20 protein-coding genes and 1 pseudogene are annotated in these 18,066 nt (G+C 61.5%); 13 read left to right on the top strand and 8 right to left on the bottom strand.

Annotated features, from left to right (window positions below; all coding sequences use genetic code 11):
* Window positions 1-30: 30 nt before the first annotated feature.
* The 6 genes and pseudogenes from BLT75_RS15505 to BLT75_RS15485 all read right to left on the bottom strand — a co-directional run bounded on the left by BLT75_RS15505 (window position 31) and on the right by BLT75_RS15485 (window position 4,924).
* Window positions 31-1,341, bottom strand: a complete 1,311-nt coding sequence (locus tag BLT75_RS15505; RefSeq protein ID WP_093033620.1) for an APC family permease — start codon at window positions 1,339-1,341, stop codon at window positions 31-33.
* Entirely contained in the window at window positions 1,338-1,982 is a 645-nt protein-coding gene (locus BLT75_RS15500) for a TVP38/TMEM64 family protein (RefSeq protein ID WP_093033617.1), read from the bottom strand. The genes BLT75_RS15505 and BLT75_RS15500 overlap by 4 nt, the downstream gene beginning before the upstream one ends.
* Window position 1,983: 1 nt before the next feature.
* Window positions 1,984-2,370, bottom strand: coding sequence for a DUF302 domain-containing protein (locus tag BLT75_RS15495; protein ID WP_093033613.1), 387 nt, complete (start codon window positions 2,368-2,370; stop codon window positions 1,984-1,986).
* 16 nt (window positions 2,371-2,386) lie between these two features.
* The gene (locus tag BLT75_RS25100) at window positions 2,387-2,512 is read right to left on the bottom strand and encodes a hypothetical protein (protein ID WP_281243170.1); all 126 of its coding nucleotides are present in this window, start codon (window positions 2,510-2,512) and stop codon (window positions 2,387-2,389) included.
* A gap of 136 nt (window positions 2,513-2,648) precedes the next feature.
* A pseudogene (locus BLT75_RS15490) lies at window positions 2,649-4,124 on the bottom strand (multicopper oxidase family protein); the annotation flags it as partial.
* A 599-nt stretch (window positions 4,125-4,723) separates the two neighbouring features.
* Complete coding sequence (locus BLT75_RS15485) at window positions 4,724-4,924, bottom strand: heavy-metal-associated domain-containing protein (protein ID WP_093033757.1); 201 nt, start codon at window positions 4,922-4,924, stop codon at window positions 4,724-4,726.
* Between the two features lie 246 nt (window positions 4,925-5,170).
* Here BLT75_RS15485 and BLT75_RS15480 point away from each other — a divergent pair, with 246 nt between their 5' ends.
* The 3 genes from BLT75_RS15480 to BLT75_RS25095 all read left to right on the top strand — a co-directional run bounded on the left by BLT75_RS15480 (window position 5,171) and on the right by BLT75_RS25095 (window position 8,147).
* Window positions 5,171-7,648 (top strand): heavy metal translocating P-type ATPase, encoded by a 2,478-nt coding sequence (locus tag BLT75_RS15480; protein WP_093033610.1) that lies wholly within the window; start codon window positions 5,171-5,173, stop codon window positions 7,646-7,648.
* A 72-nt stretch (window positions 7,649-7,720) separates the two neighbouring features.
* Entirely contained in the window at window positions 7,721-7,972 is a 252-nt protein-coding gene (locus BLT75_RS15475) for a glutaredoxin family protein (RefSeq protein ID WP_093033608.1), read from the top strand.
* 52 nt (window positions 7,973-8,024) lie between these two features.
* Complete coding sequence (locus BLT75_RS25095; RefSeq protein WP_281243169.1) at window positions 8,025-8,147, top strand: hypothetical protein; 123 nt, start codon at window positions 8,025-8,027, stop codon at window positions 8,145-8,147.
* 119 nt (window positions 8,148-8,266) lie between these two features.
* Here BLT75_RS25095 and cueR read toward each other — a convergent pair whose 3' ends face one another.
* Complete coding sequence (gene cueR, locus BLT75_RS15470; RefSeq protein WP_093033605.1) at window positions 8,267-8,719, bottom strand: Cu(I)-responsive transcriptional regulator; 453 nt, start codon at window positions 8,717-8,719, stop codon at window positions 8,267-8,269.
* A 714-nt stretch (window positions 8,720-9,433) separates the two neighbouring features.
* On the opposite strand from cueR, the gene BLT75_RS15460 reads away from it, so the two are divergent.
* The 7 genes from BLT75_RS15460 (at window position 9,434) to BLT75_RS15430 (ending at window position 14,906) form a co-directional block, all read left to right on the top strand.
* On the top strand, window positions 9,434-9,847 hold the full coding sequence (locus BLT75_RS15460) for a DsbA family protein (protein ID WP_245706550.1): 414 nt from the start codon (window positions 9,434-9,436) through the stop codon (window positions 9,845-9,847).
* Between the two features lie 366 nt (window positions 9,848-10,213).
* A complete protein-coding gene (locus BLT75_RS15450; protein WP_093033595.1) occupies window positions 10,214-10,564 on the top strand; it encodes a hypothetical protein in 351 nt (116 codons plus the stop codon).
* A gap of 274 nt (window positions 10,565-10,838) precedes the next feature.
* A complete protein-coding gene (locus BLT75_RS15445; RefSeq protein WP_245706548.1) occupies window positions 10,839-12,245 on the top strand; it encodes a TolC family protein in 1,407 nt (468 codons plus the stop codon).
* The gene (locus tag BLT75_RS15440; protein WP_093033592.1) at window positions 12,242-13,609 is read left to right on the top strand and encodes a multicopper oxidase family protein; all 1,368 of its coding nucleotides are present in this window, start codon (window positions 12,242-12,244) and stop codon (window positions 13,607-13,609) included. The genes BLT75_RS15445 and BLT75_RS15440 overlap by 4 nt, the downstream gene beginning before the upstream one ends.
* Window positions 13,610-13,638: 29 nt before the next feature.
* Window positions 13,639-14,121, top strand: coding sequence for a cupredoxin domain-containing protein (locus BLT75_RS24650; RefSeq protein ID WP_218128941.1), 483 nt, complete (start codon window positions 13,639-13,641; stop codon window positions 14,119-14,121).
* 18 nt (window positions 14,122-14,139) lie between these two features.
* Complete coding sequence (locus tag BLT75_RS24645; protein WP_218128939.1) at window positions 14,140-14,427, top strand: copper-binding protein; 288 nt, start codon at window positions 14,140-14,142, stop codon at window positions 14,425-14,427.
* 56 nt (window positions 14,428-14,483) lie between these two features.
* Window positions 14,484-14,906 carry a c-type cytochrome gene (locus BLT75_RS15430; protein WP_425441142.1) on the top strand — a complete coding sequence of 141 codons (423 nt, stop codon included), beginning with the start codon at window positions 14,484-14,486 and terminating at the stop codon, window positions 14,904-14,906.
* 484 nt (window positions 14,907-15,390) lie between these two features.
* Here BLT75_RS15430 and BLT75_RS15425 read toward each other — a convergent pair whose 3' ends face one another.
* The gene (locus BLT75_RS15425) at window positions 15,391-15,774 is read right to left on the bottom strand and encodes a RidA family protein (RefSeq protein WP_093033585.1); all 384 of its coding nucleotides are present in this window, start codon (window positions 15,772-15,774) and stop codon (window positions 15,391-15,393) included.
* Between the two features lie 314 nt (window positions 15,775-16,088).
* On the opposite strand from BLT75_RS15425, the gene BLT75_RS15420 reads away from it, so the two are divergent.
* The 3 genes from BLT75_RS15420 to BLT75_RS15410 all read left to right on the top strand — a co-directional run bounded on the left by BLT75_RS15420 (window position 16,089) and on the right by BLT75_RS15410 (window position 18,008).
* Window positions 16,089-16,691, top strand: a complete 603-nt coding sequence (locus BLT75_RS15420; protein WP_093033582.1) for a carboxymuconolactone decarboxylase family protein — start codon at window positions 16,089-16,091, stop codon at window positions 16,689-16,691.
* Between the two features lie 53 nt (window positions 16,692-16,744).
* Window positions 16,745-17,056 (top strand): DUF1330 domain-containing protein, encoded by a 312-nt coding sequence (locus BLT75_RS15415; protein WP_093033580.1) that lies wholly within the window; start codon window positions 16,745-16,747, stop codon window positions 17,054-17,056.
* Window positions 17,057-17,231: 175 nt separating this feature from the next.
* Window positions 17,232-18,008: an MOSC domain-containing protein gene (locus BLT75_RS15410; RefSeq protein ID WP_093033577.1), complete on the top strand. Its 777-nt coding sequence runs from the start codon at window positions 17,232-17,234 to the stop codon at window positions 18,006-18,008.
* The last annotated feature ends 58 nt before the right edge of the window (window positions 18,009-18,066 follow it).

Raw genomic sequence — 18,066 nt, 5'->3', positions numbered from 1 at the left:
CCTCCAGCCGTTGGAAGCTGAAGCTCCTTTTTAGTGATGGTCGTGAGCGTCTTCCGGGGCGGGATTGCGTGAAAGGAAGATCCCGACGAACAGGAACACCAGCGCCATGCCGATCGCGCCAAGGACGACAATGAGGGGGTCGGACTGCCACTTCATCGCGGCGAAGGCGGCCAGTACCACGGCGTCCAGGGCGATGGCCGTCAGCAACACCCATCCCTTCGCGCCGATCTCATCGCGCAGATGCCGGAACACGCCGAAGTGGATGATCATGTCCATCACCATATAGAAGAAGGCCCCGAGCGAGGCGATGCGGCTGAGATCGAAGAAGACCGTCAGGAAGCCCGCGATCACGACGGTGTAGACGAGCGTGTGGTCCTTGATCGTGCCCGGCATCCCGAAATGGCTGTGCGGGATCATTTTCATGTCGGTCAGCATTGCCAGCATCCGCGAGACCGCGAACACGCTGGCGATCAGACCCGACGCGGTGGCTACCAGTGCCAGCGCCACCGTCAGGTAGAAGCCTGTTTGGCCTAGCGCGGGCTCGGCGGCTTCGGCCAGCGCGTAGTCCTTCGCCGCGACGATACGGTCGAGCGGCAGGCTGGAGCCGACCGCAAAGGCCACCAGCAGATAGACGAAGACGCAGATGGCGATGGCCCGGATGATGGCCCGGCCCACGTTGCGGTGCGGGTCGGTGATCTCTGCGCCGCTGTTGGTGATGGTTGTGAAGCCCTTGAACGCCAGGATCGACAGCGCAACCGACGCCACGAACCCTGTCGCTGCAAAATCATCATCCGTCGCCTCGAACGAAACGCCGCTCGCCCAAAGACCGGCCGCGCCGAACAGCGCGATGCCGCCCACCTTGAGCACGGCCATGATGATGGAGAACAGCCCGACCGACCGGGTGCCCGATGCGTTCACGAGATAGGCGAAGACGATCAGCCCGACACCGAGAATAGGCACGAGGATGCTGTCCGGATCGCCGCCGAACGCCCGCAGCGTGTAGGTGCCGAAGGTGCGCGCGACGAGGCTTTCGTTGATCACCATCGACAGCGCCATCAGGAGGGCGGCGCCCGCCGCGACCGTCGTCGGGCCGTAGGCCTTCTTCAGGATCATCCCGATGCCGCCCGCTGACGGATACGCGTTCGACATCTTGATGTAGGCGTAGGCGCTGAACGCGGTCACGATGGCGCCCACGATGAACGAGAGCGGGAAGAGCGGCCCGGCAAGCTCGGCGATCTGGCCGGTCAAGGCGAAGATGCCCGCGCCGATCATCACGCCGGTTCCCATGGCCACAGCACCTGGGAGGGTGATGCTGTTCTTCTCGTAATCGCTTTTCGTCATGGATTTTCCTTATCAGGCTTTTGCCGCAGCGCCACCCACAGCAACGGCAACCCCGTCACGAGCCCAAGTCCGAGCACCGCCCATGTCGCGCGCCCGAGGTCTCCGCTAATCGCCTCACCGCCGAAATGGGCGAGCGTTGCCATTGCGAACCGCCAAGTGTGCCGGCGGCTGAGCCCCGCAGCGTAGCTGATCATGTCGAAGGACACGAAGGGCATAAGGCGGCTGGCGAAAACCGTCGCGGTCAACGCGGCTTGCGACCCGAGAAGCCCGGCATCGACGCGGTCCCCGAAAACCCGCCGCAAGGCATCATGCCCCAGAACCCGTGCGATGCCGAAGGCGATCAGAGCCCCGAGTCCGGCGCCGATCACGATCTGCACGGTCCCCCAGACATGCCCATAGGCTGCTCCCGCCGCCAGCGCGATCGGCGCGCTCGGGATCGGGCTGGCAACGACCGCGAGGGTCATGAGCGTGACGATCACGACCGGCCCCCAGAGACCCGCGCGCACCATCAGCATTTCCAGATGCTCGGGCTCCAGAAGGCTGCGCGCCTCGGCAAATACCGAAGGCGCGAACTGCCAGACAGCGAGCAGTCCGATGCCGAGGATCGCAATGCCCGCGAGAATGGTGGCACGCAGGCTCATCTCAGACCGCCGCGACGGCCTTCGCCAGAAGGTCGCGCACCTCGCCCGCCACGGCCGTCAGTTCGGCGTTCTCAATCGCCTGCATCGACGCCACGGGTTCGATCGCGCTGACCTCCACGCCGCCCCCCACTTCGCGCAGGATGACGTTGCAGGGCAGCATCGCCCCCACGCGCGGTTCGATCCCGATGGCCTGATGCGCCATCTTCGGGTTGCAGGCGCCGAGGATGCGATAGGCGGGCATCTCGACATCGAGCTTCTTCTTCATCGTCGCCTTGACGTCGATCTCGGTCAGGACGCCGAAGCCGTGGTCGCCGAGGGCCTTTCTCACGCGCGCGTCGACGTCGTCGATCCCGGTGTCGGGGATCATGCGATTGATTGTGTAATCCAATGAGAATTCCTCTCGTCTATTTCCGAAGATATTTGACCAGCGCTGCTATGGCCAAAACCACCAGAACGAGGATCAGCAGGCCGAAGAGCCAGCCGAACCCCATTCCGAACCCCATTCCGGAGCCCATGTCGTTCCAATTCATCTTTTCGTCCTCCCGGTTTTCACCCGTATGCTGCGCCTGATATTCAGACATCACTACTGCACGAGCAGTATAGCATAGGATTGGGGTCTGGACGGCGGGGCGCCCTGTCCGGACCGCCCCGTCCGGACCACACCGACGCCGTGACCGCGAACTCGGTCATCATGCCGGTCGCAAGGTGCGGCATGTGATGGCAATGCAGCATCCAGCGCGCGGCCTCGCCGGCGTCCAGGGCGACATCGACCATCGACATCGGCGGCACATAGACGGTGTCGCGCAGAGCACCAGCGAACCGCCGCCCGTTGATGCCCACCACCTGGAACACATGGCCGTGCAGATGCATCGGGTGGCCCATCATCGACATGTTGTGGAACGACAGCACGACCCTCTCGCCGCTCCGCGCGATGATCGGCTGGTGCCGGCCCCAGACGGCGCCGTTGATCGTCCAGACATAGGGCTGCATCGAGCCGCCCAGTATCAGCATATGGCTGCGGTCCACTTGCCGGTCCGGCAGGGCGTCGCTGGCGATCAGGCGCGCCTCCTGCGCAAGTTCGGTGTCGAAGGCCGGGGCTTCGGCCTCCGCGAGGACGTCGAGGCGACGGACCTCCGCTCCCGGCGTCGCGAGGATCAGCCCCGTGCGTTCGGGTGCGCCCTCGCGAAGCGCGAGTATCGGCCAGGCGCCGCCTTCGCTCGGCAGGTCGATCTCGAGATCGAGCCGCTGTCCCATCGCCAGCCCGAAGCGGTTGCCTGCAAGCGGCCGTACCGGATGGCCGTCCACCGCGACGAGGCGCGCCGTGGCCGAACCGGTGTCGATCCAGAACCCCGTGGCCGCCGCCGCGTTGATGACGCGGAGCCGGATACGGCCGCCGCGTTCGACCCGGACCACTTCGGGGTCAGCGAGCGTGCGGTCGTTGGCGAGATAGGCGTCCCAGTCGTAGTCGTTCAGGTCCATGGCCATGTCGCCCATGCCCATCATGCTGCCCATCGGCATGCCGCCCATGGCTCCATGGCCCATGGCACTGTGATCCATTCCCGGCATGGCACCCGCGCCGTCCATCGGCATCCCCTGCATGGGTTGGACGTCGCCATGTCCGCCGTGCCCGCCGTGACGGCCGCCTCCGTGACCGCCCGCGATCTCGGCCAAGACCTCTTCGGGCGACTTGAACGAGAAGTCGTGCAGGAACATCACGACCTCCTGCCTGTCGGCTGCGACGTCTTCGGCCGAGCGCACGATGAGCGGCGCGGCGAGCAACTGCATCTCCTGGATCGGCACGTGGCTGTGCATCCAGTGCGTTCCCGGCTGGGCCTCGAAGTCGTAAGACCGGGTCTCGCCCGGGGCGAGAAGGGGCATCGGCATGTCGGGCACGCCGTCCTGGGCGTTGGGCGGGATTTGCCCGTGCCAGTGGATGATCGTACCGACATCCTGATTCTTGGTCAGGTCGACCCGGAACCGCTGCCCGGGATCGAGTACCAACCCCTGGCCGCCGGGCCCGGCGAGACCGAAGACCGTTGCTGCGCGCCCGTCAATATCGAGCGTTCGGGTCGCAGCCGAGAGGCAGGAGGTCGTTCGTTCAGATCGGGAGACCGGCTTTCGACGCTCGTCCCGGAAGGGAATTGGTGCCTTGAAGGATCCGCAGACCGGGCGGCCTCCGCGACCGGAACCGGAGCGAAAGCTGTCAGCCCCGCGCAGACGAAAACGCAAAGTCCGGCATCTGCCTCGCCGCACGCAGCCTCACCTGCGCAATCATGGGCATCGCCAGCCTCCATGTGAATCATCACGTCGGCATGAAACGCATGTTTCGCCTCCGCACTCATGCTGGCGGCATGCGACGGCGCGACTGTCGTTAAGAGGACGACAGCGAGCAATGCCAGCAATATAATGGCACGAGCGAACATGACGAGAACATAGTGACCAGTGGCTCGGGAGTCCATTTCAGCCGGTATCACTTTCGCGGGTGTGCTGGGCGAGATTGACCGCCCCTTCCGGAGACCGCGCAGCGGGAGCCGCCCTCGCGAGGGCGGCTCTGCAGGAGCGGGGTCAGTGTCCGCCATGAGGCGCGCCAGATGGAGCAACCTCGTGAACGGAGTGGGCGATCGGTTCAGCCGCTACCGGGCCGTTCGCAGCCATTTGCACCTGGATCAAGGCGAGAGCCACGGCGGCAACTGATGCCGTTCCCAGGAACGCGATGGAAAGGCGGGACATCGCCGACCCCGTCACGCGGCTTCGCGGGCAGCGGGATAGCCCGCCTCGGCGAGAACGGCCTCGATCTCGGCGCGCGCGGCCGAGGTTTCGACCTCGATCTTGCGGTTCTCGGGATCGGCCTTGATCACCGCGGCCTTGTCGACCGACTGGATCGCTTTGGTTACGCTCCGTGCGCACCCGAAGCAGGTCATGTTTTCGATGTGGAATTGCATGTTTGCCTCCTTTGCTTGATTGGCAAACGAACAATTGGGTGTTCCCATGCTGGGAGGGTCAAGTGCGTAACTGCGGAATTTTTCCTGGCGGTCGATGATCATGTTCCGGTGCGTCGTGGGTATGAGAACACGCGCGCGCGAGACCATCACAGGCCTTAACAAGAAATCGAAAAAAGGCTGTTGACCCTCCCAACATGGGAGATCCCATTTCCTTGCGCATCACTGCTCATCCGAAGGGAATCAGCCATGAATGCGCCAGCCAGTTTCACCCGGGAGACCGTCTCCCTTCCGATCGAGGGCATGACCTGTGCCTCCTGCGTGGGCCGTGTCGAGCGTGCCCTGAACGCCGTTCCCGGCGTTCTCGATGCCAGCGTCAACCTCGCCACCGAGCGCGCGGACGTCCGCCTTGCAGGGCCCGTCGAACGCGCCGAGCTGATACGGGCCGTCGAGAATGCCGGCTACACCGTCACCGCCGCGACCATCGAACTCGCCATCGAGGGGATGACCTGCGCCTCCTGCGTCGGACGCGTCGAGCGAGCGCTGCGCGCCGTGCCCGGCGTCAGCGAGGCGACCGTGAACCTCGCCACCGAGCGCGCGACGGTGAAGGGCGCGGCGGATCCCGCCACCCTGGTCGCCGCGGTCGCCGAGGTCGGTTACACCGCCCGGGCCGTAGACGGCGGCGCTGCTGCCAACGCAGAGGCCGAGGCGAAGAAGGAGCAGGAACACCGCATCCTGCGGCGCGACCTCGGTATTGCCGCGGGCCTTACCCTGCCGGTCTTCCTGCTCGAGATGGGCAGCCACGTCATCCCCGGAATGCACCACCTGATCGCCTCGACCATCGGCATGACGGCCAGCTGGCTAATCCAGTTCGCGCTGACCACGCTGGTGCTCGCCTTCCCCGGCATGCGCTTCTACCGAAAGGGCATCCCGGCGCTGCTGCGCGCCGCGCCCGACATGAACAGCCTGGTCGCCGTGGGAACACTGGCGGCATACGCGTATTCGCTGGTCGCGACCTTTGCGCCGGGCTTGCTGCCCGCGGGAACCGTGAATGTCTATTACGAAGCCGCCGCGGTCATCGTGACCCTGATCCTGCTGGGCCGCGTGCTCGAGGCGCGGGCCAAGGGCCGCACCTCGGAAGCAATCAAGCGGCTCGTGGGGCTTCAGGCCAAGACCGCACGCGTACGGCGCGGAGCCAGCGTCGTCGAGATCGAAGTTTCCGATGTGGCCCCCGGCGACATCATCGAAGTCCGGCCGGGTGAACGGGTTCCGGTCGACGGCGAAGTGGTCGAGGGCGACAGCTGGATCGACGAGTCCATGATCACCGGCGAACCACTGCCGGTTGCCAAGACCGCGGGCGCCACCGTCACCGGCGGCACAGTCAACCAGACCGGCGCTTTCGCCTTCCGCGCAACGGCTGTCGGCGGCGACACGATGCTCGCCCAAATTATCCGCATGGTCGAAGAGGCTCAAGGATCGAAGCTGCCGATCCAGGGACTGGTGGACAAGATCACCATGTGGTTCGTGCCGGCGGTGATGACGCTTGCCGCGCTGACCTTCGGCGTCTGGTTCTTCTTCGGACCGGATCCGGCGCTGACCTTCGGCCTTGTGAACGCGGTTGCGGTTCTGATCATCGCCTGCCCCTGTGCGATGGGCCTCGCCACGCCGACCTCGATCATGGTCGGCACCGGCCGCGGCGCCGAACTGGGTGTGCTGTTCCGCAAGGGCGACGCGCTGCAGGGACTTCAGGATGCGAAGGTCGTGGCGCTCGACAAGACCGGCACGCTGACCGAGGGCAAGCCGACGCTGACCGACCTCGTCCTGGCGGACGGGTTCGACCGCGCCAAGGTGCTGTCCCAGATCGCCGCCGTCGAGGCCAAATCCGAGCATCCGATCGCCCGCGCCGTCGTCAAAGCGGCCTCGGCCGAGGGCCTGTCCCTGCCTGCGCTGTCGAGCTTCGAGAGCGTGACCGGCTTCGGTGTCGCCGCCGAGGCGGACGGCCTCCGGATCGAGATCGGCGCGGATCGCTACATGGCGAAGCTGGGCCATGACGTGGGCGCCTTCGGCGAAGCCGCCGCGCGGCTCGCCGATGAAGGCAAGTCGCCGCTCTACGCCGCCATCGGCGGGAGACTGGCGGCAATCATTGCCGTGGCCGACCCGATCAAGGCGACCACGCCGGAGGCGATCCGCGCGCTGCACGCCCTCGGGCTGAAGGTCGCAATGATCACCGGCGACAACCGCCGTACGGCGGAAGCCATCGCACGGCGTCTCGGGATCGACGAGGTCGTGGCCGAGGTTCTGCCGGACGGCAAGGTCGCGGCGATCAAGCGGCTCAAGGCGCTCGGCGCGGTGGCCTTCGTCGGCGACGGCATCAACGACGCCCCCGCGCTGGCCGAGGCCGACGTGGGCCTGGCCATCGGCACCGGCACCGATGTTGCCATCGAGGCGGCCGACGTGGTGCTGATGTCCGGCAGCCTGAAGGGAGTTCCGAACGCCATCGCGCTTTCTCGCGCGACGATGCGGAACATCCGGCAGAACCTGTTCTGGGCCTTCGCCTACAACGCCGCGCTGATCCCGGTTGCCGCCGGCGCGCTGTGGCCGGTGTCGGGCATCCTGCTCTCGCCCGTCTTCGCCGCCGGCGCCATGGCGCTCTCGTCGGTCTTCGTCCTTGGCAACGCGCTGCGGCTGCGCCACTTCGCCGCACCGATGGCCGAGGTGGCCCGCTGAGCCGCCCTGCGTCCCCGGCCCGACCGGGGACGCCCCTCCCAACCCGTACCATCCGAGACCCGGAGACTTCCCATGACCGATACCGTCACCGTCTATTCCACGCCGACCTGCCCCGACTGCCGCACACTGAAGGCCTGGCTCACCCGCCTCGGCATCGCCTACGTCGAACGGGATCTCACCGATCAGGCCGTGATGGACGAGGCCAAGGGCCGCTTCGGCGTGCGTGTCGCCCCCATCGCCCAGATCGGCGACTGGTTCACCTACGGCACGTTCCAGGACATCAAGCCCCGGATCGAGGTCCGTCTGAAGGAGATCGGGTCATGACCTATCTGACGCACGAACCGGTCTGGCCCCAGGACGGGCAGGCCCTCCGGTGATGATCGATGCCCTAACGGAAGTCGTTTTGGCTTCGGGGTTGCAGCGCCCCGATCTGCGCGCCTACATCTTCTTCACGCCGCCCGAGGCGTCCATGACCGCAGATGTCGCGGCGGCCAGCTGAGAAACGGAACAGAAAAGCCGGGAGTTGGAAAAACTCCCAGCACACAGTCTGAATGACTTCGTCAACAGCGCGGACGCTCGCGCGGAGATGCGGGATCGGCCAGTATGGTTCGGCGAAACTCAACCCGCGACGCCGAAGCTCCGCCGCGACACCTTCTTGCGTTTGGATTTGGGTTCGGCGTCTTCCTCCGAGCCGAGGCTTGAAAGGATCGGGCAGTCGGGCCGGTCATCACCGTGGCAATGGTGCGCGAGATGCTCGAGCGTCGCAATCATCTCGTCCAGCTCCCGCCGCCGCTGTTCAAGTTCGCGGACATGATCGAGAGCCAGAGACTTCACATCGGCGCTTGCGCGACTACCGTCCTGCCAAAGGTCCAGCAGAGACGCGATTTGCTTGACCTGGAACCCGAGATCGCGGGCCCGGCGCACGAAGCGCAACATCGCAATGTTCTTGTCGGAATATACGCGGTACCCCGACAGGCTGCGGAGCGCAGCACGAACAAGACCGATTTCTTCATAATACCTCAGCATCTTCACCGAGATCCCGGTAGCTTTCGAGGCTTCTCCAATATTCATGGCATTACTCCATTCGCATCCGGTCAGGCCAGGATCGAATCGTGTCTACACCCTACCACCATTGGAGGGTCAACAGCAGACGGCGTGCGTTTAGGGGCCACGCCTTCAATCCGCCACGCCACCTGTCAGAGAACTGGCGGCTTGGTCGAGAATCAGACAGGTCGTACTCGGACCAGATGTGACTTGAGCAGAATGTGCTCGTCTATTTCCTTGCCTTCGATGTCAAGCAACACCAAGCGCTCGAGCGTTCCGTTGCTTAGGACTTACAGAAGATGCCTGATTAGAGTCGGACGATCGGACGACGGGGAAGCATGTTTCATCGAGGTTCTCCGCGCAATGAAGGCATTGTCGAATCGGCTTTTCCGGCTTCCAAGGCAGGCAGGGTCAAGATGAAAGAAGCGCGCCGCGCATCAGCGTCGACAGACTGACTGAAATCGCACCCTGACAGGCTGGGAGGGGCGTTGACCCTGCCACGATTGGAGCCACGAGGACGCAAGTCATCCGTACGAATCTCTACGGCCCAACTGCAACCAAAGCACTTCCTCCGATGTCACTTCCCAATACTGATCCAAAACGGTGCAGGGAGCTGGCGCTCCTGTGCGCCGCGCAGTTCATCGTCATCCTCAACAAATCGACATCGATGTCGCGCTTCCCGTCAGTCAGGCCGATCTCGGGTTCACCGATGACAGGCTGAGCTAGATCTAAATTGCCCATGTGAAAACTTTCGGCGATCTTCTTCTGCTCGTTGGCAAGCTTGCCGAGCCTTGTCTATCGCGAGTGGCCAATCCGGAGCGAAGGCTCAGCATTCGCTGCCCGCGCTGTGCCACAGTTCGCAACCAAGCGCTTTACGAAGAATTCCACTGGGCCTTGATGGGCATGAACTACCGGGCCGAGGAAGCAACGGTTACGCGGATTGTCGAAGTTGCAGGGCTTGATCTCGAGCAACTCCGAAGGGATATGAAAGAGTTGCAAATCGAGACGCTCATTGAAACGTCTGAGCGCTTTAGCCAAGCCTTGGGGTTCAACGGAACACCGTCTTTCGTGACCGGCGATGCGCATGTACCAGATTTCGTCGACGTGGAAGATTTGCGGGCCCTGGTCGCGAACGTGCGGGACGAAAATGAATGACGTTGGAAAATCGAACTACCGATATGAGATGGGCGCTATGCGGACGCGCGGCCATGTGGTCATATCTGCGGCTGAGGACCTGTTCGCTACAGGGGCAATAAACCCAAGGCTTTTTTGGCCGCACGCCGGTTCCGGCCAGTTAACGCTCGCATTCCTCGTTCCCATGAAAAGCTCGGTCTGCAGGACGACATCGTTCTTCAAAACGATGACAATCCAGATCCTGTGTGGCGTCATTGCGTAAACAGGCTGTTGTTTCGATGGCCTCACCACGCAAAACGATGGCTCGCCACGCAAAACTATATTGCTGACCTACACCCAATAATGTATCCAAAATTTATGAATAAGATGTGCAGAATAGCAGCTTGCTTGGTCGCGACTTTTTTCGCGGTCTTTGTGTTGCTTTATCCTGCGAAATTGGTTGCAGGAGTGGTGTGCCAAGAACCATCGTCGATGATCGCTTTGTCTTCGGCCGTTCTCGATCATCATGCAGTGCACACACACCTTACGGCAGGATCGCTCGATCATCATGCCGCAGGCGAACCCAAGCAGCATTCTGATAGCCACTGCGAGCTTCATTTCTGTGCGGTCACTTTCGTGGACCTGCAACATGGGACAGAGATTTCGACAGATTTCCGCATCTCGGATGGCAAAACGTACGCACGTTCCATGACGGAACAGGCCAGTCCCGAAGGCCTGCGTCGCCCGCCGCGTGCTTGATCGTTTCTCTCCTAGGGCAACGCGCTAGCGCGCCCTGAAACGATCAATCCAACGCGAGTCAAACTTCTATGAGAATTCTATTTGCGGCTCTCATGCCGCTGGCGATTGTGGCGTGTGCGCCGCTTGAGCCACTTCCACTGGGCTCAGAGCGTGACAGCTCTGCGGCCCCGTCTTCCCAGGTTACGTCAGGCCCGGCGGTCCGGTACGGCGGGTACAGTGTGGTCGAGCCCGCGGACTGGCGCGGCGTGAACGATGCGCAGACGGGAAACTGAGCATGAAGACCAAACTTGTTTCCTCTTTGGCGCTCGTCGGTGTTCTGGCGGCTTGCGCCGACATGGACACCATAAACGAGGTCAGCGCGCCACGTGCGGGTCTTGACGTGGTAGCCAACCGTACCCAGCAGGCTCAGGCCGGGACACCGGCATGGCACCTAAACGCTTCAGAAATCAATGCCGCCGAATCCAGAGCCTTATCCAAGATCCAGGGCAAGACCGTGAGTTCGGATACCGCTGTTCAGGTCGCCTTGCTGAATAATCGAGGGCTTCAGGCAACCTATTCCGATCTGGGTCTGTCTGCTGCCGACGTCTGGGAGACTGCAATCGGGCCTGTACCTTCAATCGGCGTATCGATCACGGGTCTTGCCGGAGACGTTACTCGAACCCTTGAAGCTGCCTTGATCACGGCCTTGGTGGAGGCAGCCACGGTGAAGCCCAGAACCAAGGTCGCCGAGCTTCGCTTCGAACAGGCGCAGCTTGCCGCTGCCGGTGAAACCATTGCGCTGGCCGTGGAAACGCGCCGTGCCTGGATCGAAGCCGTGGCGGCGTTTGAGGCAGCGGCCCTGATCGCCCGCACACAGAACGCCGCCGATGCGGCCTCTGAACTGGCAACAGAACTCGGCAGGACCGGTGCCCTGGGAGTAGCGGACCAGGCACGCGAACATGCGTTCAATGCCGAGCTCGCCGCGGAGCTTGCTGATGCCAGGCTGGAAGCCGAACTGGCCAAGGGGCGCCTGGCGCGGCTGATGGGCGTGTCCTTGGGACAGGCCAGGTTCTATGTGCCAGATGCGCTGCCCGGCTTGCCCGGGCAGCCGCGATCCAGCGCGGATATCGAGCGGCTGGCCTTGGAAAACCGGGTCGATCTCGCCGCTGGTCGGCTTGAGCTGGAGGCGATCGCGGCCGAGTATCGCCTAACCGGCCAGACACGGGTGTTTTCCGATCTCGAGATTGCGTTGGGCGCAGAGATCGAGCGTGACAGCGGCGATACGTCGGTCGTCCCGGTCATTGATTTTGAGATCCCACTTTATGACAGCAGCAAGTTAATCTCGCGCCGCGGCTCTCTTACCTATCTGAAGGCAGCGAACCTGCTGGCCGAAGCGGCTATCGGTGCCCGAACCGAGGCCCGCGCGGCCCATATGGCGGTAACGGGCAAACATTCGGTTGCGCGCCATTGGCGTGACACCGTTCTGCCACTCAGGCGAACGATCGATGAGGAGGCCCTGAAATCCTACAACGGCATGATCACCTCCACGTTCGAACTGTTGGAAGACGCCCGTGACGGGCTTGAAGCAGAGCTTGGCGCAGCCGAGGCGAAACGGGACTACTGGCTGGCCGAAACCGATGTGACTGCGGCGATCTGGGGTGGGTCCGCAAGCGCAGGTAGCCAAAAGGGAGATGACGAATGATAAACCGCAGACAACTTCTGGGTGCTGGCTTGACCGCAGGTGCCGGCGCTGTTCTGGCAAATGCGGGCGCCGCTCAGACCCGGTTCAGGGATCTGCCTGAGGCGGCGTTCACGGACAGCCCATATACCCAGGTACCGCCACGTCCGACCGACAGGTTCGACTACAACCCGGTCGTGACCCTGAATGGCTGGTCATTGCCATACCGGATGAACGGCGATGTGAAGGAGTTCCACCTTGTAGCCGAACCCGTCGAACGGATCATGGCTGATGGCATGATCGCCCGCCTCTGGGGATACAATGGCCAGTCGACCGGACCAACCATCGAGGCCGTCGAAGGTGAACGGGTGCGGATCTACGTCACCAACCGTTTGCCCGAGCACACTTCGGTCCATTGGCACGGCTTGATTCTGCCCTCGGGCATGGATGGCGTCGGCGGGCTGAGCCACCCCGGTATTCCGCCGGGAAAAACGTTTGTCTACGAGTTCGACCTCGTGAAATCCGGCACCTTCATGTACCACCCGCATGCCGACGAGATGGTGCAGATGGCGATGGGCATGATGGGTTTGTTCATCGTGCATCCCCGCGACCCGGCCTTCATGCCGGTGGACCGGGACTTTGCCTTTCTTCTGGCCGCATATGACATCGATCCGGGAACCTATATTCCTCGGATCATGGAGATGACGGATTTCAATCTGTGGACATGGAACAGCCGGATTTTCCCCGACATTGATCCGTTGGTGGTCAACAAGGGTGATCGGGTGCGGGTACGCTGCGGCAACCTGACGATGACCAACCACCCCATCCATATGCATGGTTACGACTTCCAGGTGACCTGCACTGACGGCGGTTGGGTCCCGGAAAGTGCGCGCTGGCCGGAAGTGTCAATCGACATTCCCGTTGGCGCCATGCGGGCTTACGAATTCGACGCGATCCATGAAGGCGACTGGGCGATCCATTGCCACAAGTCGCACCACACGATGAATGCCATGGGTCATGACATCCCGACCTTCATCGGCGCGAACAAGACACGGGTCACAGAGAAAATCCGCCGCCAGCAACCAGGTTATATGCCCATGGGCACGGCCGGCATGGCAGACATGGGCGAGATGTCGATGGAGATTCCTCACAACACAGTGCCGATGATGGCCGGTTGGGGGCCGCATGGCCCGTTGGAGATGGGCGGGATGTTCTCGGTCGTGAAGGTCCGCGAGGGCATAGCGCCGGACGACTACTCCGACCCGGGCTGGTACCAGAACCCTCCTGGCACCCAAGCCTATGAGTGGACGGGCGAACTGCCTGAGCATGCGAGCAACATCAACCCCCGGACGATCCTGACACCTCGCGGTGGCACCCGTTTGGGATGAAAGAAAAGATCACCAAAGGAGAACAACCCATGAAAACAGCCCTTACAGCCCTTGCAATTGTACTTGCGCCAACCTTGGCGCTGGCTGTTGGCACGCATTCCGGCGGCCACGGTCACGAAAAAGCCATGGCCGTTGGCAAACCCGCCGAAACTAATCCGACACGGACCGTGAAAGTTGTTATGAAAGAGGACTACGACGATGAGAACGTGTACGTCTTCGACCAGAAGGAACTGAGTTTTTCCGTCGGGGAAACCGTGCGCTTGCATATCGTGAACGAAGGAGAAGAAGTGCACGAGTTCGTCATGGATACGATGCATGCGAATGCCGAGCATAAAGAAATGATGGCACGGTTTCCTGAAATGGAGCACGACGATCCAAATGCCGTCAGACTGGAACCTGGCCAAGAGGCCGAAATCCTGTGGACCTTCGTCAATCCTGGCACCTTTGAATTCGCGTGCCTGCTGCCCGGGCACTACGAAGGCGGCATGCATGGCGCGCTTGTAGTCAACTGAACCTCGGAGAAACCCAACATGAAACTTCTGTCTTTTGCCGCCATTGCTGCAATCGCGGCTTCCGGCGCGCTTTCGGCCGGGGAACACCCGATGGCGACTGGTACCGTGACCAAGGTGGACACCCAGTGGAACAAGGTCACGATTGACCACGGGCCTCTCGAAAACCTCGATATGCCGGCAATGAAAATGGTGTTTGTCGTCGCAGATCCGTCCATGCTCGAAGGCCTGTCCGACGGAACTCAGATCCGGTTCACCGCAGATCGCGTGAATGGCAAGCTGACAGTGACCGAGATCGAGGTGCAGTAAGCCGAAGCCGCACGCCGATGTGTCGGCGTGCGGCTTTTTTTTGACGGAGGTTCATGATGCGCCCTTGGGTCTGGATTTCAGCTGTTTCCGCTGCTGTCGCTGCCGTGGCTCTGGCTTGGCCTCGAATGAAGGGGCCTGATCTGTCCCGTGGTGCCGCCGTCTACGCCGAGGCCTGCGCCTCGTGTCATGGCGCGAAGCTCGAGGGCCAACCAGACTGGCGCTCGCCCGGCCCCGACGGCCGTCTGCCCGCCCCGCCGCACGACGAGACCGGTCATACCTGGCATCATCCCGACGATGTGCTGTTCCGCCTCGTGAAGGAAGGCACGGCCGCAGTCGTCGGGGGCGGCTACAAGAGCGATATGCCGGGGTTCGGAGGCGATCTGAGCGACGCGGAAATTCGCGCGGTAATCGCCTACATTAAGAGCACTTGGCCGGAGCGCGAGCGGAGCTTTCAGGAACGCGTCTCAAAGGGAAACTAGAGCCTCCGAGCAGCCCTGATGCAGGGCGTGGCCGCTGAGTCAATGGTGGACGGAGGGTCTAGAAAAACGTTTCAAAACCAACAACTTAAGGTGGAGAGGGTTGTCTTTCAGGCCCATCCCCTCCGCCACCATTTTTTTATAAGTTATTGATTTATTGCGAAAATTTTACGAAATAATTGAGCGCGTCCCCCGCTAAATCCCCCACATTGACGCGGCTTACCTCGGATTTTCACGGAACTTACCTAACTAGCTATCCCAACAAACGCGCCTGCAAGTAACCAGCCATGAACGTTGAATGGCACGCAGTTGGAAGCTTTCATTCTCTAAAGTGGACGGAAAATCTTGTGCTTCCGACTGCACAGATGGAACCAATAGATCAATGTCTGTAGTCCAGCCCGAACCGGTCATCCGACAAAAAACATCAGATGACGGCTCGGAGCCCAAAGCGGACGCCCAACTGCGGCATACGTCCAGCCGGGGGAACTCATTCCTTGGAAGCGATCGCCTGTACTTTGATCTTGCCCCCGAAGGGTAGTCGGGCAGCTTGATAAATGGTGCGAGCAGGTCGGCGTCCGGCTTCAAACAGCGAAGCGTAGAGTTCATTGACTGCGCCGACGTCGCCGAGATCAGAGAACGCAATATCGACATAGACAATATCCGTAGGCTTGAACCCTGCCGCTTCGGCGATCCTGAACACGTGTGCGAACGCAGTTTCGGCTTCCTCACGTGCAGTGCCCTCTACGTAACCGTCTGGTCCAACAGAGAGTTGCCCACTTATCCAGCATGTGTTCCCGACAACTACGGCATTACTAATCGGCGAAGGAGACGCTGGCACGCCTTCCACGTCGACAATGTACTTCCTGGACATCGTCTTTCCTCAACAGCTGGGTCCGAAAGCGTCCGGACGAAGGTCATGCGACAGGCCAGACGCGCGACCTGAACCCTTGCCACGATACAGTTTGCGCCCAGAACTTCGCTTCCAATGCGACCGGCAAATGTCGATTTTGTCGGCCGAGCCAAAGTTCGCGTGTGAATATCGTCTGCTCAGCCTGAGCGAAGTCGCCAGCTTTCTGCTCTGAGCTCGAACCGGAACTAAGAGATACGTTAGCGAACAAAGAGAATCGTCGCAGAGAATTTCCGGTTTCGGTATCCTCATTCAAGTGAGGTACGCGGACGCTGATCATGTTCATAAAGACGGTAGAGCCGGAAGAGGCGACAGGAGAAATCGCAGGACTGTACAGCGCGGAAAACGCCTCAATGGGGATTGTTATGCAGGCCACGCAGTGCTGGTCTGCTCGACCAGATGTCATTCTTCCAATCGAGAACCTCCTGCACCAGATCCGCGACGGGTTCTCGCTCGGCATCCTCAATTTCCGACTGATAACATTCGTAGCCGCAAAATTTGTGCCATCGAGCTACTGCTCTCACGTGTATTTTCGGGCCTTGTCCCAAGCCCTGGGCCGGGACAAGACGCTCGCCATCATCAGAGATCACAGAAATGCCGGGCTTACAGACAAGGAAGTTGCGATGCTCGATTACGCCGCGCAAATCAGCCAAGACGCCTCACGGGTAACCGAGGTCGACATACAGCGACTGCGTGGATTTGGTTTCAGTGATCTCAACATCGCCGATATCGCGCTTGCCGCATCGTTTCGCGCTTTTGTGAGCCGATATTTCGATGCGGTTGGAGCGACCGTGGAACCCCAATTTCTAGACGACGACCCCGCGATTAGGGAAGAACTGTCAGTAGGACGAAAACTTGACGGTACGGAAGCTACAATATGAAGGGTCCCTGGATCGTCGCCTGACAGAGTCACACTGCGGGGAGGGAGCACCATATGCCCGCCTATCTCATCACGGACGAAACCATTACAGACCCTGAAGTCTTTCAAGAGTATAAGCGCGCGGTCCTTCCACTGATCACCAAGTACGGCGGGCGTTTCCTCTCTCGCGGAGGAGAACTGGAGGTGCTGGAGTCCGGCAAGGAATGGTCTCCGGGGCTTATGGTAGTCATTGAGTTTCCGAGCATGGCAGCGCTCACAGACTGGTATAACAGCGATGAATACGCGCCGGTTCGGGATATTAGACTTCGCTCCGCAAGAAGTACTTTGGTGGCCTTGGATGCAGGCTCTGCCGCGCGAGGGAGTTAAAGGCGAGAGCTTAGCGCCCCAATCGGACGCGCAGCGGCGATAGCCTGGATTGAAACCATTTGCGACTGCCGGATGCAGTCGGTGAACGATGCAAACTCCACTTCCGCACTGCCGTGGTTTCGTGTGAATAGAATTTGGAGTGTACGCGCAGAAACGGGGGAGAGCACAGGAGCACATGCGCATCAAGAGCATCTATCGGTATCCCGTGAAGGGTCTCAGCCCCGAGGGTCTTCGGCAGGTGATGCTGGAGCCACATGAGGTGCTTGCCTACGATCGCCGCTACGGCTTGGCGAGACCCGACTGCCAGTTCGACCCCGACATCCCGCAATACCTGCCAAAGACGCAGTTCTATATGCTGATGCGGGAAGAAAAACTTGCCGAGTTGCGTACGAAGTTCGATCCCGAAGAGGATCGGCTGGAAATCTGGCGCGAGGGCCTTCTGCTCGAAGCAGGTGTTCTGCACGACCCGGAAGAACGGGAGCGGTTGGAACGCTTTATCAGCGGCTTTCTGTCGGACACCGGGATGGTGGAGCTCCGCATCGTAGGAGGCAAGGGGCATGCCCTGACAAACGCCAGCGAGAAACCAGGGTCGACAACTTACAAATATGTCTCGCTGATGAACCTCGCGACGATCGGCGCGCTTGAAAGGGCCATGGGCATGACCCTGGACCCGATCAGGTTCCGGTCCAATTTCTATATCCAGGACATGCCGGAATGGGTCGAATTCGACTGGGTCGGCAAGCTGCTGCAAATCGGCGACGCGCGGCTAAAAGTCGTTGCGCGCACGGTTCGTTGCGCCGCCACGATGGTCAAACCGGCCACTGGCGAACGCGATCTCAATGTTCCTGTCGCATTGAAGAAGAATTTCGGCCACCTGGACCTTGGGGTTTACGCGGAAGTCCTGGAAGGCGGTGAGGTCACCGAAGGGGCGTCGGTTACTGTCATTGCCTGACCGGGACCTGCGCGATCTTACGGCTTCGCCGGGTGGCTGAATTGTCCGCATGTGAGAC

The sequence above is a fragment of the Ruegeria marina genome, from assembly GCF_900101475.1.
Lineage (GTDB): Bacteria > Pseudomonadota > Alphaproteobacteria > Rhodobacterales > Rhodobacteraceae > Ruegeria_B > Ruegeria_B marina.
This window is presented reverse-complemented; position numbering and strand designations above follow the sequence as displayed.

Excerpts from the sequence above, each read along its gene's own strand:
- BLT75_RS15505 (WP_093033620.1), bottom strand. The coding sequence starts at position 1,341 with ATGACGAAAAGCGATTACGAGAAGAACAGCATCACCCTCCCAGGTGCT.
- BLT75_RS15500 (WP_093033617.1), bottom strand. The coding sequence starts at position 1,982 with ATGAGCCTGCGTGCCACCATTCTCGCGGGCATTGCGATCCTCGGCATC.
- BLT75_RS25100 (WP_281243170.1), bottom strand. The coding sequence starts at position 2,512 with ATGAATTGGAACGACATGGGCTCCGGAATGGGGTTCGGAATGGGGTTC.
- BLT75_RS15485 (WP_093033757.1), bottom strand. The coding sequence starts at position 4,924 with ATGCAATTCCACATCGAAAACATGACCTGCTTCGGGTGCGCACGGAGC.
- BLT75_RS15480 (WP_093033610.1), top strand. The coding sequence starts at position 5,171 with ATGAATGCGCCAGCCAGTTTCACCCGGGAGACCGTCTCCCTTCCGATC.
- BLT75_RS15475 (WP_093033608.1), top strand. The coding sequence starts at position 7,721 with ATGACCGATACCGTCACCGTCTATTCCACGCCGACCTGCCCCGACTGC.
- BLT75_RS25095 (WP_281243169.1), top strand. The coding sequence starts at position 8,025 with ATGATCGATGCCCTAACGGAAGTCGTTTTGGCTTCGGGGTTGCAGCGC.
- cueR (WP_093033605.1), bottom strand. The coding sequence starts at position 8,719 with ATGAATATTGGAGAAGCCTCGAAAGCTACCGGGATCTCGGTGAAGATG.
- BLT75_RS15445 (WP_245706548.1), top strand. The coding sequence starts at position 10,839 with ATGAAGACCAAACTTGTTTCCTCTTTGGCGCTCGTCGGTGTTCTGGCG.
- BLT75_RS15440 (WP_093033592.1), top strand. The coding sequence starts at position 12,242 with ATGATAAACCGCAGACAACTTCTGGGTGCTGGCTTGACCGCAGGTGCC.
- BLT75_RS24650 (WP_218128941.1), top strand. The coding sequence starts at position 13,639 with ATGAAAACAGCCCTTACAGCCCTTGCAATTGTACTTGCGCCAACCTTG.
- BLT75_RS24645 (WP_218128939.1), top strand. The coding sequence starts at position 14,140 with ATGAAACTTCTGTCTTTTGCCGCCATTGCTGCAATCGCGGCTTCCGGC.
- BLT75_RS15430 (WP_425441142.1), top strand. The coding sequence starts at position 14,484 with ATGCGCCCTTGGGTCTGGATTTCAGCTGTTTCCGCTGCTGTCGCTGCC.
- BLT75_RS15425 (WP_093033585.1), bottom strand. The coding sequence starts at position 15,774 with ATGTCCAGGAAGTACATTGTCGACGTGGAAGGCGTGCCAGCGTCTCCT.
- BLT75_RS15420 (WP_093033582.1), top strand. The coding sequence starts at position 16,089 with ATGTTCATAAAGACGGTAGAGCCGGAAGAGGCGACAGGAGAAATCGCA.
- BLT75_RS15415 (WP_093033580.1), top strand. The coding sequence starts at position 16,745 with ATGCCCGCCTATCTCATCACGGACGAAACCATTACAGACCCTGAAGTC.
- BLT75_RS15410 (WP_093033577.1), top strand. The coding sequence starts at position 17,232 with ATGCGCATCAAGAGCATCTATCGGTATCCCGTGAAGGGTCTCAGCCCC.